The following is a 16,222-nucleotide window of genomic DNA, read 5'->3' as shown; positions in this document are numbered from 1 at the left end:
ACATTATGCTGGGTGGTGGTCGAACCCAGAAAAGTCCGCGTCGGTCTCGACGGCCCGCGGGAGCCGCATCGGCGTCACGCTCACGTTGCCGTCGAGGACGGCGTGACGGTCGGTCTCGGGCGCGTCGATGGACTCGCCGGTGAGAAACTGCTGCCAGCCGGGGTCGCGAAGCGCCACGCCGTCCTCCTCCTGTTCTTCGGTGGGTGCGTGCTCGATGGCGTACTCCCGGGTGGGTCGCGTTCGGTGAATCTCGGGGTCGTCGGGGAAGGCGGGAACGTTCACGTTCAGATACTCCGCCTCGCCGAGTCCGTCGGCGAGGACGCGCTCGGTGACGAACGCAGCGACCTCGGCCGGCGTCTCGAAGGCGTCGGGGTCGGGATGGGGTGGCTCGGGGCTGGTGTGGTCTGCCGTCGAGACGGCGATGGCGGGCAGTCCGAAGTGGACGGCCTCGATTGCCGCGCCGACGGTGCCCGAGCGTTCGAGGATGTGTGCGGAGAGGTTCATCCCGTCGTTGATGCCGGAGACGACGATGTCGGGGTCGATATCGAGGACGGAAATCGCGACCGCGACGGCGTCGGAGGGCGTTCCCTCGACGGCGTAGCCGCGGTCGGTCTCCTCGATACCCGTGGGACCGGCGTGCTACGTCATATCGCGGCCGGCCCAGGATTGGTTGTCGGCGGGGGCGACGACGGTTACGTCTCCCACGGCTTCGAGCGCGTCGGCCAGCGCGCGGATGCCGTGGGCGTCGATACCGTCGTCGTTCGTCACGAGAATCGAGGGGTCTGTCATACCGAGTCGACGCCACGGACGGAGATGTGGGTTTCGACCCCCGAACGTCCACATTTAACCACGGGCGCGTCCCACCTGCGGGCATGAGCGACCTTCCCGAGGACTTCGACTGCACGGTCACCAACTGGGAGTACATCTACGACCTCTGTCGGACGGTTTCGAACGAGGTGAAACGCGCGGAGTTCGAACCGGACGTGGTGGTCGCGCTCGCGCGGGGCGGCTGGTTCGCCGGTCGCTGTCTGTGTGACTTCCTCGGGCTGGACGACCTGACGAGTCTGAAGATGGAACACTACGTCGGCACGGCACAGAAGTCCGACGGCGCGAGCGTCCGGTACCCGATGCCCGAGGGGAGTGTCGAGGGGAAGGACGTGCTCATCATCGACGACATCGCCGATACCGGCGGCAGCATCGAGCGCGCCTACGAGTACGTTACCGACCGCGACGCCGGCGAGGTCCGAACCGCGACGCTCCAACTGCTCGACACCAGCGAGTTCCAGCCTGATTTCGTCGGTGAGAAGCTCGCCGAATGGACGTGGGTCGTCTACCCGTGGAACTTCATCGAGGATATGATCGACCTCGTTTCGGGCGCGATGGAGGTGACCGAGGGGGCGACGTTCACCAAAGACGAGATTCGCGACGCGCTCGCAGAGGCCCACGACATCAAGCGCATCGAGATGGAGATCGCCCAGCCGAACCGGATGGGCGAGGTGCTCGCCGAGATGGAGCGCCGCGGGGAAGTCGAACGCACCGCGAGCGACGAGTGGCGACTCGCCTGAGTTAGGAGTATCGCCGAGTCAGGATGCGTGCAAACACTGGGACCGTCCTCGTGAACGTCGCTCCGTCGAGCCTGATTGTCGTATCGACAGCTCGTGGCGTGGCCTCGGCGAGAGTTTCGAGTGACACCTCGACGGGGTCACCGACGAGTCGTCCGTCGCGGTCGAGGGTCTGTGTCAGCGTCACGAACGCGACCGCGCGGGCGTCACCGTCGTAGCTGTCCGGAGGGGTCCCGAACCCGGTTTGCGAGTCGATATCGAGTTCCGACGTAACCGATTTTCCGACGCGTTCTGCCGCCAGTTCCGTGCTCTGAATGTCACTCCACTCCGCGACGGAACGCGTCTCGTAGTCGGTCGGCTCACCGCCGCTGGTGCTCGTCGCGTAGCGAACGGTGTCGTTGTCCGGAAAGTACTCGATACCGTCCTCGTAGCCGGGGGCGTCCGTGACCGTACGCTCGGCGGCAGCGACGGCAGCACTACCCCGTGTCGTCCCACCTTCGACCAACTCCGGCGTCGACCGTGAGCCGAGACAGCCGGCAAGCGGTACACTGGCCACGACAGCAGCGAGGAAGCAGCGACGATTCATACCAGAACACCCGGCTAAGTTGATAAGTGTCTTCGGTCGAGACAGGGCCGTTTTTGTCGGTGACCGTCGAATCGCGGATATGATTGGCTTCATCGGAGGCTCCGGTATCTACGACTCGCTCCCGCTCGAAGACACCCACGAGGAGGACGTGACGACGCCGTACGGCGACCCCGCCGCACCGATTACGGTCGGCTCGATGCCCGACGGCACCGAAGTCGCCTTCCTCCCCCGTCACGGTCGCGACCACGAGTACTCACCCACGAGCGCGCCATACCGCGCGAACATCTACGCGCTGAAGTCGCTGGGCGTCGAGCGCGTGCTCGCCTCCAACGCCGTCGGCTCGCTGCGCGAGGAACTGGAGCCACAGACGCTCGTCGTCCCGGACCAGATTTTCGACCGGACGCGAAACCGCCACTACTCCTTCTTCGAGGAGGGGTGTGTCGTCCACATGGAGTTCGCACAGCCGTACTGTCCGCACATGAAATCGCATCTCGCGGACAGTGCCCGCGACGCCTCCGAGGCTGAGGTCGTCGAGGACGGCACCTACGTCTGCATCGAGGGGCCACAGTACTCCACGAAGGCCGAGTCCGAGCACTTCCGCGCGTCCGGCTTCGAGATTATCGGCATGACCGCCATCCCGGAGGCCAAACTCGCCCGCGAGGCCGAACTCTGTTATGCGACCGTCGCCGGCATCACCGACTACGACGTGTGGAAAGACGACGCCGAGGTCACCCTCGAAGAGGTGCTCGACAACGCCGCCGCCAACGAGGAGTTCATCAAATCGACCATCCGGAAGGCCGTCGAGTCGATGCCCGAGGAACGCGAGTGCGACTGCGGTCACGCCGTCGAGGGAGCCGTCAACACGCCGACCGAGGCCATCGACGCCGAGACGCGCGAGCGGGTCGAGTTGCTCGTCGGCGACTACCTCTGATTCCAGTCGCCGTCCAGATACGGCACCACGAGGTGGCGCGCGACGAGCAGTCCGGCGACGCTACCGACGAGAATCGACCCGACGTAGAAGATCCCGCCGGCGGGCGTGACGGCGATGAGGAGGTTGGCGAGAAGCGTCGCGAGGACGGCCGCGATGGCCACGTCACGCACGTTCATTGCGCACGGCTCCGGGCGCTCCGCGTCTAAATTTATCGCCGCCCGTCAGTCGTCGGCGACGGCCTCTGCTTTCTCGGAGACGGCCGCCGGGTCCTGAATCCACAGGTCGCCGAACAGGTCGTCCTGTTGGAGCGAGACCTGGCCGCGGTGTGCTAAGAAGAGCAGTCCGAGGAACGTGTCGACGCGGCTTCCACCGGCCCCCTCGATTTCTGCAAACAGCAGTTCGTCGCGCCCCTTGTCGTACTGTTGCTGGCAGGCGAGATACACGTCGGAGACGATATCCTCCATGTGCTCGTCGTGAGCCGTTCCGAGCGCGTCCGCCTCTCGGGGCTCGTCGTCCATCCGGAAGTCGTCCCCACCGTGGTACGAGAGCGTCTGTGTCCCCCGTGCGTACCCGCTCGCGGAGTCGGAGGTGTCGTAGCTGCGCGACTCCTTCAGTGCCGTCTCGCGCTCCCGGTCGCGGAGTTCACGCACCAACTCGTCGAGCGTCTGTGGCGTGCCGCGGGCGTGTTTCCGGTCGAGCCGGCGGTCGATTTCGCTTTCCAACGCGGCGAACGGGTCGTGGTCGTCGTCCATCGGCGCGTCCCACGGCTCCTGTTCGGGGTCCGGCTCCGGCTCGTCGTCGGCCACCATCGCGTCGGACTTCATCCGCAGGAGGACCGAGGCGTAAAACAGCGCGCGACCGCCGGCCCGGAGGTCGGCCTCGTCCAGCCGGTCGAGGAACTCCTCGGTGACGCGGACGATGTCGATGTCCCACGGCTCGATTTCGCCGTCTTTCGCGAGCTGGACGAGCAGTTCGACCGGCTCCACCTCGTCGTCGTCCGACTCCGTCACGTCGAACTCCGAGAGGACTCCCTCCTCCTCGCGGTCTCGCTTTTCGTCCTCGTGCCCGGCGATGTTGAGCGGGATGTCGTCGTCGCGCATCAGTCGTCTGCCGGCACCCCCTGTTCGCTCAGGTCGATACCGGTGACGGCCGAGACGTTCTCATCGAGCATCGTCACGCCGATGGCGCGCTCGGAGCGTTCGAGCAGCGCCGACCGGTGGGAGACGACGATGAACTGGGCGTCGCCCGCGAGGTCGTCCACCATCTCGCCGACCATCTCGGCGTTGGCCGCATCAAGGAACGCGTCCACCTCGTCGAGCGCGTAGAAGGGCGCGGGGTTGTACCGCTGGATGGCGAAGATGAACGCCAGCGCGGTCAGTGACTTCTCGCCGCCCGACATGGCGTCGAGCCGCTGGACGGGCTTGTCGCGCGGCTGCGCCTTCATCGTCATCCCGCCGTCGAAGGGGTCCTCGGGATTCTCCAGCGTGAGCTCTCCCGAGCCGTCGGAGAGGCGCGCGAAGATATCCTGAAACTCCTCGTTGATACCCTCGAAGGCGTCCATGAACGTCGCCTGCTTGCGCGTCTCGAACTCCTCGATGCGCTCGCGGATGCCGTCGGCCTCTTCCTGTAAGGTGGCGCGCTGCTCTTCGAGCGTGTCGAGGTCGGCCTCCACCTCGTCGTACTCGTCGATGGCGAGCATGTTCACCGGCTCCAGCTCTTCCATCAGGTTTTCCAGCTTGGTAATCTGGCCCTTCACGCTGGAGAGGTCGGGAATCTCCTCGGCGTCGTAGTCGCCGACCTCGCCTTCCAGCTCCTCGAGTTCCCACTCGAGCCGTTCGCGCTCCTCGCGCAGGTCGGCGATGTCGCTCTCGATGTTCGCGACCGTCGTCTGCTGTTCGTCGCGGGCCTCCTTCGCCTCGCGAACCGTCTCGCGCAGCCGCTCGCGTTCCTCCTTCAGGTCGGCGAGTTCCTCCTCCAGTTCGGCGACTGCCTCGCGTTTCTCCGCCAGGGTCTCCTCGCGCGTCTCAATTTCGGCCTCGAACTCCTCGACCTTCCCCTCGGCGTCGGCCTTCTTGTTCTGTGCCGACTCGATGGTGTCGTGGAGGTCCTCGATGGCGTCCTCGGCGTACTGCTTTTCCAGCGAGAGTTCGTTCAGGTCGCCGTCGATGGCGTCCATCCGGTCGGTGAGGTCGTCGATGTCCTCGCGAATCGCCTCGGCGCGCTCGTTGAGTTCACGCACCTCCGAGTTCTCGAGTTCGGTCTGGCGCTCCTCGATTTCGGCTTCGAGCGTCTCGATTTCGTCGGCCTTCGCCTCTAGCTGCGACTCGATGTCTTCCATCTCGGCCTGCGTCTCCTCGCGGGCCGACTCGATATCGTCGAGGTCGGCTTCCAGCGACTCGATTTCCGCCTCGACGGCGGCGAGCTCCTCGTCTTTGCGCTCAATGGACGACTCGATGTCGCGCACCTTGTCGGCGGCGTCGCTCTTGCGGTCGCGGGCGTCGTCGAGCCTGTCGTCCACGTCGCGGATGTCCTCGCGGATGGAACTGCGCTCGTCTTCGAGCGACTGAATCTGCTCGGCGACGCGCTGGAGCTGTCCCTCGCCGCCCTTCTCGAAGGAGTAGCGCGACCCCGAGGTGGAGCCGCCGGTCATCGCGCCGGACTTCTCCACGAGGTCGCCCGACAGCGTGACGAGCCGGTAGTCGCCCATCAGGTCGCGGGCCGTCTCCATGTCCTCGACGACGAGGGTGTCTCCGAGCACGTAGGAGAACACCTCGGCGTACTGCGGGTCGAAGTCGACGAGGTTGTAGGCGAAGTCGACGACGCCGGGCATGGCGGGCGTCGACCCCAGACCGCGGGAGTGCATCTCCGTCATCGGGAGGAAGGTCGCGCGGCCGGCGTTGCGCGATTTGAGGTACTCGATGCACCGCTGGCCGACGGAGTCGTCGTCGACGACGACGTTCGCCATCCGCCCGCCGGCGGCCGTCTCACACGCCTCGGCGTACTCCGGCGAGACGGAGCCGAGTTGCGCCACGGCACCGTGAACGCCGTCGAGGTCGCCGTTGAGAACCGTCGAGACCGCACGGCCGAACGAGGAGTCGCCCGACTCGCCGGCCCGTGCCTCGATTTCGGCGTACTCCTGCTGTTTGCTCGCGATCTTGTCCTCGATGTCGTCGAGGTCGTCCTGCAGGCTCGCCTTCTCGGCTTTCAGGTCGTCGACGACCTCGGAGATGGTCTCGAGATTCGCCTCGGCCTTTTCCAGTTCGGACTCCAAATCCGAGCGCTCGGCTTCGATGTCGGGTATCTGTTCGCGGGCCGTCTCGATGTCCGATTCGGTCTCGCGTTTCTCGCTGGAGCGTCGGCGCGCGTCGTCGAGCAGGCGGTCCTGCTCGCGCTGGAGTTCGTTCTTCTCATCCCGTAGGGCGTCGAGTCGCTCGCGACGCTCGTCGATAGCCGCACGGAGCTCCTCGTACTCGGTGTCGAGTTCCGCAATCTCGGCTTCCACCTCGTCGAGGGCGGCCTGCTTCTCCTCGCGGTCGGCCTTCAGCGACGCCTTCTGCACCTTCTTGTCCCGGATGTCGCTTTCGAGGTCATCGACCGTCTCCTGTTTGCGGTCGATTTGGACGAACGCCTGCGAGCGGCTGTTTTCCGCCTCCTCGATGCGCTCGCGTTGCGTCTCGATTTTGTCCTCGAACCGGCTGATGTCGCCTTTCAGCTCCTCGATGTCGCGTTTGATTTCGAGCTGTTCGTCCTCGCCCTTCTGTTCGATGTCGCGGTTGAGGTCGGCGAGGTCTTCTTCGAGGCGGGTGACCTTTCCTTGCCGCTCGTCGAGTTCCCGCTTTTCCGTGTCGAGTTCGTCCTCGCGGGCGTCGAGGTCGGCTTCGGTCTCGGCGAGCGCCTCGCGTTTCTCCTCGAGTTCCGCGGCCTTGAGATACCCCTCGTACTCCTGTTTCTGCTCGCGAAGCTCCTTGTACTGGAGAGCGGTTTCGCGCTCCTCGGACAGCTGGTCGAGCCGGTCGCGCTTCTCCTCGATGCGGAGGTCGGCCTCGTCGACGCGCTCTTGGACGGTCTCGAGTTCCTCGAAGGCGTCCTCTTTCTTCGCGTCGAACTCGGCGACGCCGGCGATTTCGTCGATGATGCCGCGGCGCGCGTACGGCGACATGGTGATGATCTCGGTCACGTCGCCTTGCATCACGACGTTGTACCCCTCGGGGGTGACGCCGGCTTGGGCGAGCAGGTCCTGGATGTCAGAGAGGTTGACCGAGCGGTCGTTCAGGTAGTAGTAGGAGTAGTAGTTGTCCGGCTCGGTCTGTTTGACCCGGCGGCGGACCCGAATCTCGTCTGTGTCGCCGATATCCTCGCTGCCGGCCGCAGAGACCACCTGCTCGCGGGTGAGGGTGTCGTCCTCGTTGTCGAGGATGACCTCGACGGTCGCCTCGCGCTCGCCGGCGAAGCTGTCGTCGTCGCTGTCGCCGGGGTCGAAGATGAGGTCCGTCAGCTTCCCCGCACGGATGCCGGAGGTGCGGGCGAGACCGAGCGCGAACAGGATGGAGTCGATGATGTTCGACTTTCCGGAGCCGTTCGGCCCGCTGATGGTAGTGAAGTCCTCGTAGAAGGGGATTCGGGTCTTGCGCCCGAAGCTCTTGAAATCGTCTAAGACCAGCTCTTTGATGTACATGCGGGGAGGGTGGCCGGCTTACGCGACGATGATTTCGTCGCTGCCGGCGCTTTCCTCATCATTCGACTCCGACTCCTTAGCTTCCGCGTCCGTCGACGCGCCGGCGTCGCCGTCGACGATGTCGGAGCTGCCGACCACGTCGTCGAGGTCCGAGCCGAGGTGGTCCTCGACGGCGTGGAGTCGTTCCTTCGTCTCCACGAGTTCGTCGGTCAGGCCCGCGACGGTCGCCTGCAGTTCGGTGACGGTCTCTTCGAGTTCCTCCACGCGATTTCCACTCATAGCTCTATTCGCACACTACAGACGTATAAATCCGCGTCAGACAACGGGTCAGCGAACGGAGTCGAGCAGCAGCTTCTGCTCGACCCGCTTGACCTCGTGTTGCACGTCGCGCACGGCGTCGATGTTCGCCGAAATCGACGAGACGCCCTCGTTGACGAGGAAGCGAACCATCTCCGGCTTGGAGCCGGCCTGTCCGCAGATGCTCGTCGCCACGTCGTGCTCGCGACACGTCTCGATGACGTCACCGATGAGCGACAAGACGGCGGGGTGGAGTTCGTCGAACCGGTCGGCGACGTTCTCGTTGTTGCGGTCCACGGCGAGCGTGTACTGGGTGAGGTCGTTCGTCCCGAAGGAGGCGAAGTCGATGCCGGCCTCACACATCGACTCGACGGTGAGTGCCGCCGCCGGCGTCTCGACCATCACGCCCCACTTCCGCTTGTCGAGGTCGATACCCTGCGCTTCGAGCAGTTTGCGCGCCTTGAGTACGTCCTCGGCGTCGTTGACGAGCGGGAGCATGATTTCGACGTTGTCGTAGCCCATCTCGAACAGCCGACGGAACGCCTCCAGTTCGTGGGCGAAGGTGTCGGGCCGGTCGAGCGAGCGGCGAATCCCGCGGTAGCCGAGCATCGGATTGTGCTCGTGTGGCTCGTCGTCGCCCCCCTCTAGCTGCCGGAACTCGTCGGTCGGCGCATCGAGCGTGCGGACCCGAACCGGTCGGGGGTAGAACTCGTCCGCGACGCCGCGGACCCCCTCGACGATTTCCTCGATGTACGCCTCCTCGCCGTGGTCGTCGATGTACCGTTCGGGCGTCTTGTTCGTCGATAAAATCATGTGCTCCATGCGGAGCAGGCCGACGCCGTCGGCCCCGGTCTGTGCGGCGCGGTGGGCCGCCTCCGGGATGGAGACGTTCACCTTCACCTCCGTGGCCGTCATCGGCTTCACGGGGTTTTGGGGCCGCACGTCGGCGTGTTCTTCGGTCTCCTCCTCGGGTTCGGCCTCGCCGGCCGTCACCGTCCCCTTGTCGCCGTCCATCGTGACGGGCTGGTCGTCTGAGAGCGTCTCGGTCGCGTTGCCCGCCCCGACGACGGCCGGGACGCCGAGTTCGCGCGAGACGATGGCCGCGTGTGAGGTCATCCCGCCCTCGTCGGTGACGATACCGGAGGCGCGTTTCATCGCCGGCACCATGTCGGGTGTCGTCATCTCGGTGACGATGATGTCACCCTCCCCGACCTTGTCGAGCTGGTCGAGCTTGCGGACGATACGCACCGGCCCGGCGACGATACCCGGCGAGGCACCGAGCCCGCGCACGAGCACGTCCCCGTCGTTCTCGTCGGCGGCCGACTCCGCCGACTCGTCTGCGTCGTCGGGAATCGTCGTAATCGGTCGCGACTGGAGCATGTACACCTCGCCGTCGACGAGCGCCCACTCCACGTCCTGCGGGCTGTCGTAGTGGGCCTCGGCGCGGTCGCCGAGCTCGGCCAATCGCTCGATTTCCTCGGGTTCGAGCACCGGCGCGGTGCGCTTCTCCTCGCTCACCTCGCGTTCGACCGTCTCGCCCGTCTCGGGGTCCTTCTCCATCAGGAGCTTCTTGTCCGCGACGGTGTGTTCGAGCACCTCGCCCGTCTCGCGGTCGATGACGTAGTTGTCCGGCGAGACGGAGCCGGAGACGACGGCCTCGCCGAGCCCCCACGCGGCCTCGATGATGAGCTTCGGTTCGCCCGTCGACGGGTGAGAGGTAAAGAGCACGCCCGACTTCTCGGCGTCGACCATCCGCTGGACGACGACGGCGATATCGACGGCCTTGTCGTCGAACCCCTGCTCGTTGCGGTAGTAGATGGCCCGCTGGGTGAACAGCGAGGCCCAACACTCCTTGACGCGCTCGATGAGCGTCTCGCCCTGCACGTTGAGGAACGTCTCCTGTTGGCCGGCGAAGGAGGCGTCCGGCAGGTCCTCCGCGGTCGCCGACGACCGGACGGCGACGAAGGCGTCGCCGTCGTCGAGGTCGGCGTAGGCGTCGAGAATCGCCTCGCGCATCGACTCGGGCATCTCGGTCTCGAGGATGAGCTGTTCGGCGCGCGCTTCGGCCTCCGCGAGCGCGCCGGAGTCGTCGGGGTCGACGTCGACGGCCGCGAACAGCTCCTCGGCGATGCCTGTCTCCTCGATGAACGAGCGGTAGCTCCCGGCGGTGACGACGAAGCCCGGCGGCACCGGCAGTCCGGCGCTCGTCATCTCACCGAGCGACGCCCCCTTCCCGCCGACGGCGGCGAGGTCATCCGAGCCGAGTGCGTCGAGCCAGCGGACCACGTCCTCCGCGCCCTGTGTCATTACCTGAGCGTTCCTATCCCGCTACCTTAGGTCGTTCGGATAGCGACAATCGCTACGCCTCCAGAATCTCGTCGTCGTCGTCCGCAGGCAGTTGTATCTCGCCGTCGAGGGCTGTGACGGCGGTCCCGCCCACCCGGACTCGACCCTCGGTCGTCGCCGCGCTCGCGTCCACGCGGACGAGTCCGTCGCGGTCGAGGAAATGCCCCTGCTCGAACAGCATCTCCTCGGGCGTGGGGTCGAACGCGCCGAAGCGGTCGAGATACGCCCCGCAGGCCCCGGACGCCGTCCCGGTCACGGGGTCTTCCGGGATGCCGGCACTCGGGACGAAACACCGACCGTGAAGCGTCGACTCGGCTTCGAGCGTGTCGAAGGTGAACGCGTAGATTCCCCGGCAGTCGTGGTCCGCGGCGAGTGTCTCGATCGCCGCCATGTCTGGAGCCATCTTGCTCAGGTCCGAGAGATACTCGACGGGAACCATCAGGAACGGAAGGCCGGTCGAAGCGCGCGCGAGCGGCAGGTCAGCGCCGAGCCCCGACAGCCCGGTCTCGCGAATGCCGAGCGTCTCGGCCACCTCGGCGTACGTCACGTCCACCTCCGCGACCTCAGGCTCGTCTTGTCGCATCCAGACGGTGTCGCCGTCGAGTTCGATGTCGAGGACGCCGACGTTCGTTTCGAGGGTGTGGGTGCCGTCGCCGAGTTCGTCGGCGAGGAAGGCGTGGCTCGCGATGGTCGCGTGGCCACAGAGGTCGACCTCCTCGGTCGGCGTGAAGTAGCGGAGCCGGCGGTCGGCCGCGTCGCTCTCGCGTACGAACGCCGTCTCCGATGCGCCGAGTTCACTCGCGATGGCCTGCATCTGCGCGGCGGAGAGGTCGTCGGCGTCCGGGACGACCCCGGCGGCGTTGCCGGCGAACGGTTCCTCCGTGAAGGCGTCGACGAGCAGGGCGCGGCGGGTCATGCTCGGGTCGTCGCTCCGGCGTGCCAGAAAGCTTGCGTCTCTACCACCACTCGGTGTGAATCCGTTCGCCCTCGTCTGGCAACACCGGCCCGACGACCGGAATCTCGACGCTGCCGCGCTCGAAGATGTCGGCCGACGGTACCACGAGGTCGTTGTTCGCCACCTCGCCGGCCCGCTCCGCGGAGACGGAGTACACGACGCCCCCGAGCTTCGCGATGTAGATACCGCCCGAACACATCGCACACGGCTCCGTGCTCGTGTACATGACCGCCTCCCTGCACTCCTCGCGGGTGAACGCACTCGCGGCCCGCTGTGCGAGCGTTAACTCCGGGTGCCGGCGGATATCGTCGGCGGAGTTGACGGCGTTTCCCTCCTCCATGACGACCTCGCCGTCGCGGACGAGCACGGAGCCGAACGGCTCGTCGCCGCGGTCGCCGGCTTCTCGCGCTAGTTCGAGGGCACGCTCCATGTGCTGTTCGTGGTCGAGTGCGTCGATGTCCATACGCGACCCTCGCGGGCGACGGACTTGAGTGTGGGCGAGTGCCGCGGCTACCGAGTTGAAAAATGAAGAAGACGACCGGGATTAGCTCGACGAGATGACGTCGTCGATACGGGCAATCATCGTGGCGGCCTCGGTCGCGGATTCCACGGCCTCGCGCTTGACGGCCGCGGGGTCGAGGATACCGGCGTCGACGGGGTTACCGACGTTACCGGACTGGCCCTCGGAGATGAGCCCCGCAACACCCTCGCTGTCGTGGCGGTTGCGCAGGTCCACGAGCGCGTCAATCGGGTCGACACCGGTGTTCTCCGCGAGCGTGCGCGGGAGCACGTCGACCGCATCGGCGAAGGCCTCAACGGCCAGCTGCTTGCGCCCCTCGACGGAGGTCGCGCCGGAGCGGACGGCGTCGGCGATGGCGATTTCGGTCGCGCCGGCACCCGGGACGACACCGCCCTCGGTGAGTGCTGCGATGACGACATCGAGCGCGTCGTTGAGCGCGCGTTCGAGTTCGTCGGCGACGTGTTCCGTGCCGCCGCGCACAAACAGCGTGACGGTTTCGGCGTTGTCGCCGCCCTCGACGAAGGTGAGGTCGTCGCCGCCGTAGCTCTCGACGTGGATGGAGTCGGCGTGGCCGAGGTCGGACGATTCGAGGTCCTGCAGCGAGCCGACGGTTGTCGCGCCCGTCGCGCGAGCGATGGCGGAGGCGTCGTCGTCGGAGACGCTCTCGACGGCGAGCACGCCCTCCTTGCCGAGGATGGAGGCGACGCGGTCGGCGATGTCACCCGTGACGAACGCCACGTCGACGCCGGCGTCGACGAGCGCGTCGGCGTAGCCCGCAAGCTCCTCCTCTTCGGCGTCGAGGGCCTGCTCGAGCTGGCTCACGTCGGTGACGTTGTACTCGGCGTCGATGTTGGCCTCCTGCAAGTCGAGGTCGAAGTCGAGGACGGCGACGTTGGCGTCCTCGACGGACCGGGGCATCGCGGCGTGGGCCGGCTCCTCCTCGGAGATGACGCCCTCGACGAGTTCGGTGGCGGACGCGCCGGCACCCGTCTGGGTGCGGAGCGCGATGTCGTTGCGCGCGATGCCGTCGCCGGTCTCGGCGTGGCGGACGGCGGCGACGACGGTCTCGGCGAGCGACTCCGCGTCGATGTCGCCGGTCCCCTTCCCCGTCATGGAGGAGGCGGCGACCGACTGGAGCAGGTCGTCGTCGAGCTCCTCGTCGAGCACGATGTCGTCGACGGCTTCGAGCGCGAGCTGGCTCGCGGCGTGGTACCCTTCGACGATGGTCGTCGGGTGTACGTCGTCGTCGAGCAGGTCCTCGGCCTGCGCGAGCAGTTGGCCGGCGAGCACGGATGCGGTCGTCGTGCCGTCGCCGACCTCCTCCTCTTGTGTGGAGGCGACTTCGACAATCATCTGTGCCGCCGGGTGTTCGATGTCCATCTTCTCGAGGATGGTCGCCCCGTCGTTCGTGATGACGACGTCTCCGGAGTCGGAGACAAGCATCTTGTCCATCCCGCGTGGACCCAGCGTCGTGCGGACCGTCTCGGCGACGGCCTTGCCGGCCTGAATGTTCGACGACTGCGCGTCCTCGCCGCGGGTTCGCTCTGCGTCCTCGGAGAGAATGAACATGGGCTGTCCGCCCATCGCGCGCTGTTGCTGTTGAGCCATAATCATCTGATATGTGGTCTGCAGTTCTATATAAATGCTGCGCTCCGGTGTGGAGCGAACCACCAGACGGGAGGCGTGTGAACACGCCCCACGTCAGTCGCGGCGGTCGTGGACGGCGACCGCGCGGTCGGCGCGCGCCGAGAGACCGTTCGGATTTCGGCGGGGGGTCCGGTCGCCCAGTCGCGCGCGGATGCCGCTCGCCAGCCCGCCGAGCGTGCCGGTGAACACGTCGCGGCCGTTCCCCGCCCACCGCGAGGGCGTCCCCTCGCCGCCGAGCACGTCGCGTGCGGTATCGGCACCGTCGGCGACGGCGTGGCGAGTGACTCGATAGGCGACCGTCGGGCGGAGCCCGTAGTTCTTCACGAGCCGGTAGGTGAGCGACCGGTAGCGCCACTGCCAGTTGGGTCCGTCGCCGCCGTCGGCGAGGACGGACGGCTGTACCGCGGTGTCGCTGCGTCTGGTCGCGGTCATCGACGGCTCCCAGCGGACGGACTCCCCGATTGCGGCGAGCCGGTGCGCGATGTCGCGTGCCCCACCCACGTCGAGCGACTCGTCGAAGCCGTCCAGTTCCGTGAGTACGTCCCGCGAGAAGGCGGCGTTGCCGCCGTCGAGATAGGTGACTTCGCGCCCGCCGATGGTCCGTGATTCGGGGCCGTCGGGAGCCGGCTCGTCGGGGGCGTGGACGGGTCCGGTCGTGGCCGTGGCGTCGGCGAGACCGCGCTCGACGGCGTCGGTCCAGCCGGCGTCGACGGCGAGGTCGTGCGAGACGAAGGCGACGGCGTCACCGCGGGCGCGCTGAATGCCGGCGTTGCGGGCGACGTTCACGTTCCGGGCGTCGATTTCGACGAGCACGTCCACGTCGTCGCGCTCGCGACACATCCCGGAGGTGCCGTCGGCGGAGGGACCGTTCACGACGATACACTCGGTCGGGTCGGCGGCAGAAAGCGCGTCGAGACAGGCCGCGAGCTGGTCGCGGCTGTTGAGCGTCGGCACGACGACCGAGAGCTTCATACCCGGCTTGCGAGGCGAACCGGCAAAAACGCGCCGGTGTCGTCGCTCACTCCGAGACGGTGGCGTTCCAGTAGGAGACGGACGCGAGCGGCCGACCGAGCGGCGTCTCGCCGACCGCCTTGTCCAGCCGGCGGACGGGCTTGGCGAGGGCGTTCGGCACCTGCCGGTAGAAGCCGTACGGCGCGACGAAGTCGTGTTCCGAGCCGGCGAGGGTGAGTCCCGCCCCCGAGAGCAGTCGGGACACTTCCTCGTCGCTGTAGAGTCGCGACCCCATCGGGAGCAGCCAGTTGTAGATGGAGCGCGTGGAGTTGCGCTTGAACGTGTCGAAGAACACCTGCGAGTTCGAGACGCGGGCCATCTCGCCGAGGAACGACGCCGGCGTGTCCGCGAGGTGGAAAAACCGCATCCCGAAGACGGCGTCGAAGTGGTCGTCCGGGAACGGGAGGCGGGCGGCGTCGCCGCGCATGAACTGGAGGTGGTCTTCCACGCCGAGTTCGCGGGCGCGCTGGCGGCCCTGCTGGAGCATCGGGGCGGAGATATCGACGCCGACGATGTCGGCTCCCGCCTCCGCGAGCATCGCCGTGAATCGGCCCGTCCCGCAGGCGACTTCGAGCACCTTCTTTCCCTCGAGCGGGGCGAGCGCGCGGAGCACGGCCTCACGCTCCCGCTCGTCGATGAGCTGTCCGCCCCGGGAGAATCGCTTGTCGTCGTACTCCTCGGCAACGTCGTCGGCCTGGTACCACTCGGCTCCCTTCACTATGCGCGACTGCTCGCGCCTGACTTATGAACGTATTGAACCGCGGTGTGGAGTATTTATCCCCCGCCGCGCCGAACGCCGGCCATGGCAGAAGTCGAGATACACGCCGACGCGACGTTCGACGAGCCGACGCTCATCGAAGGGTTACCCGGCGCGGGGCTGGTCGGGAAAATCGCCGCCGACCACCTCGTCGAGGAACTCGACTTGGAGTGGGTCGGCTCGTGTTACTGTGACGGGCTTCCGCAGGTGTCCGTCTACCGGGGCGAGTCGATGGAGACGATGCCGCCGGTGCGCATCTACGGCGACGACGACCGCGAGTTGCTCGTGCTCCAGTCGGACGTGCCCGTCTCCCCCTCGCAGGCGTCGGCGTTCACCGACTGTCTCGTCGGCTGGCTCGAATCCGAATCCGTCTTTCCGGTGTTTCTCTCGGGGCTCCCCGAGGAGAAAGGTGAGGTGCCGGGCGTCTACGGCATCGCGACCGGCGACGGAGCCGACCGGCTGGCCGACACCGACGTGACGCCCCCGGAGCAGGGTGGTCTCATCTCCGGCCCGACGGGTGCGCTCGTCCACGCCGCGAACAAGCGCGACCTCGACGGCGTCGCGCTCATCGCCCAGAGCGAGGTGCAGTTCCCCGACCCCGAGGCGGCACGCGCGGTCATCAGACGCGCCATCGAACCGCTCATCGGTGTCGACATCGAGACCGACACGCTCGTCGAGCGGGCAGAGGAGATTCGCGCCGCCCGTGAGCGACTCGCCCAGCAGGTCCACGAGGGCGACGACGAGTCGACCAAGGCGACGGCAATCCGGGGGTTCCAGTAATGAGCGACGACGCCCTCGACCAGTTCATCCGGAAGGCCGACCGCGCGTTCGAGGAGTACGACGAAGGGTACGCCGACCCCGACGCCACGCTCCGCAAGCTCCGCAGCTACGTCGACGAACTCAAGCGCGAACGCGAGAGCTAACGGGAACCGTTA

General features: G+C 66.8%; 15 protein-coding genes and 1 pseudogene. 4 read left to right on the top strand and 12 right to left on the bottom strand.

The genetic code is table 11. The features are described from left to right. Window positions 1-3: 3 nt before the first annotated feature. Window positions 4-789 (bottom strand): annotated as a pseudogene (gene surE / locus DM818_RS09440) (5'/3'-nucleotidase SurE). A gap of 83 nt (window positions 790-872) precedes the next feature. Between surE and DM818_RS09435 the strand changes: the two are divergent. Beyond that, window positions 873-1,565, top strand: a complete 693-nt coding sequence (locus DM818_RS09435; RefSeq protein ID WP_075937010.1) for a phosphoribosyltransferase — start codon at window positions 873-875, stop codon at window positions 1,563-1,565. Window position 1,566: 1 nt separating this feature from the next. Here DM818_RS09435 and DM818_RS09430 read toward each other — a convergent pair whose 3' ends face one another. After that, a complete protein-coding gene (locus tag DM818_RS09430; RefSeq protein WP_075937011.1) occupies window positions 1,567-2,148 on the bottom strand; it encodes a hypothetical protein in 582 nt (193 codons plus the stop codon). A 79-nt stretch (window positions 2,149-2,227) separates the two neighbouring features. Between DM818_RS09430 and mtnP the strand changes: the two genes are divergently transcribed. Then, complete coding sequence (mtnP, locus tag DM818_RS09425) at window positions 2,228-3,079, top strand: S-methyl-5'-thioadenosine phosphorylase (RefSeq protein WP_075937012.1); 852 nt, start codon at window positions 2,228-2,230, stop codon at window positions 3,077-3,079. Here the strand turns inward: mtnP and DM818_RS09420 are convergent. From DM818_RS09420 to DM818_RS09375, 10 genes are all read right to left on the bottom strand, one after another. After that, on the bottom strand, window positions 3,070-3,255 hold the full coding sequence (locus tag DM818_RS09420; RefSeq protein WP_075937013.1) for a hypothetical protein: 186 nt from the start codon (window positions 3,253-3,255) through the stop codon (window positions 3,070-3,072). The genes mtnP and DM818_RS09420 overlap by 10 nt on opposite strands. A 45-nt stretch (window positions 3,256-3,300) precedes the next feature. Continuing rightward, window positions 3,301-4,179, bottom strand: a complete 879-nt coding sequence (locus DM818_RS09415) for a segregation/condensation protein A (protein ID WP_075937014.1) — start codon at window positions 4,177-4,179, stop codon at window positions 3,301-3,303. Beyond that, window positions 4,179-7,754, bottom strand: coding sequence for a chromosome segregation protein SMC (gene smc / locus DM818_RS09410; protein ID WP_123124317.1), 3,576 nt, complete (start codon window positions 7,752-7,754; stop codon window positions 4,179-4,181). Before smc ends, DM818_RS09415 begins: the two co-directional genes overlap by 1 nt. 18 nt (window positions 7,755-7,772) lie before the next feature. Continuing rightward, the gene (locus tag DM818_RS09405) at window positions 7,773-8,033 is read right to left on the bottom strand and encodes a DUF7518 family protein (protein WP_075937016.1); all 261 of its coding nucleotides are present in this window, start codon (window positions 8,031-8,033) and stop codon (window positions 7,773-7,775) included. Between the two features lie 48 nt (window positions 8,034-8,081). Then, a complete protein-coding gene (gene ppsA / locus DM818_RS09400) occupies window positions 8,082-10,358 on the bottom strand; it encodes a phosphoenolpyruvate synthase (protein ID WP_075937017.1) in 2,277 nt (758 codons plus the stop codon). Between the two features lie 52 nt (window positions 10,359-10,410). After that, window positions 10,411-11,313 carry a PhzF family phenazine biosynthesis protein gene (locus tag DM818_RS09395; protein WP_075937018.1) on the bottom strand — a complete coding sequence of 301 codons (903 nt, stop codon included), beginning with the start codon at window positions 11,311-11,313 and terminating at the stop codon, window positions 10,411-10,413. A gap of 40 nt (window positions 11,314-11,353) precedes the next feature. Further along, a complete protein-coding gene (locus DM818_RS09390) occupies window positions 11,354-11,815 on the bottom strand; it encodes a nucleoside deaminase (RefSeq protein WP_075937019.1) in 462 nt (153 codons plus the stop codon). An 81-nt stretch (window positions 11,816-11,896) separates the two neighbouring features. Then, window positions 11,897-13,456 (bottom strand): thermosome subunit alpha, encoded by a 1,560-nt coding sequence (gene thsA, locus DM818_RS09385; RefSeq protein WP_075938410.1) that lies wholly within the window; start codon window positions 13,454-13,456, stop codon window positions 11,897-11,899. 117 nt (window positions 13,457-13,573) lie between these two features. Next, window positions 13,574-14,491 carry a glycosyltransferase family 2 protein gene (locus tag DM818_RS09380; protein WP_075937020.1) on the bottom strand — a complete coding sequence of 306 codons (918 nt, stop codon included), beginning with the start codon at window positions 14,489-14,491 and terminating at the stop codon, window positions 13,574-13,576. Window positions 14,492-14,537: 46 nt separating this feature from the next. After that, window positions 14,538-15,248 carry a class I SAM-dependent methyltransferase gene (locus tag DM818_RS09375; RefSeq protein WP_075937021.1) on the bottom strand — a complete coding sequence of 237 codons (711 nt, stop codon included), beginning with the start codon at window positions 15,246-15,248 and terminating at the stop codon, window positions 14,538-14,540. Between the two features lie 84 nt (window positions 15,249-15,332). On the opposite strand from DM818_RS09375, the gene DM818_RS09370 reads away from it, so the two are divergent. Both DM818_RS09370 and DM818_RS14995 read left to right on the top strand, forming a co-directional pair. Further along, complete coding sequence (locus DM818_RS09370; RefSeq protein ID WP_075937022.1) at window positions 15,333-16,067, top strand: proteasome assembly chaperone family protein; 735 nt, start codon at window positions 15,333-15,335, stop codon at window positions 16,065-16,067. Continuing rightward, window positions 16,067-16,210, top strand: a complete 144-nt coding sequence (locus DM818_RS14995) for a hypothetical protein (protein ID WP_172977314.1) — start codon at window positions 16,067-16,069, stop codon at window positions 16,208-16,210. The genes DM818_RS09370 and DM818_RS14995 overlap by 1 nt, the downstream gene beginning before the upstream one ends. The last annotated feature ends 12 nt before the right edge of the window (window positions 16,211-16,222 follow it).

Source organism: Halosegnis longus, assembly GCF_009663395.1.
GTDB classification, from domain to species: Archaea; Halobacteriota; Halobacteria; order Halobacteriales; family Haloarculaceae; genus Halosegnis; species Halosegnis longus.
This window is presented reverse-complemented; position numbering and strand designations above follow the sequence as displayed.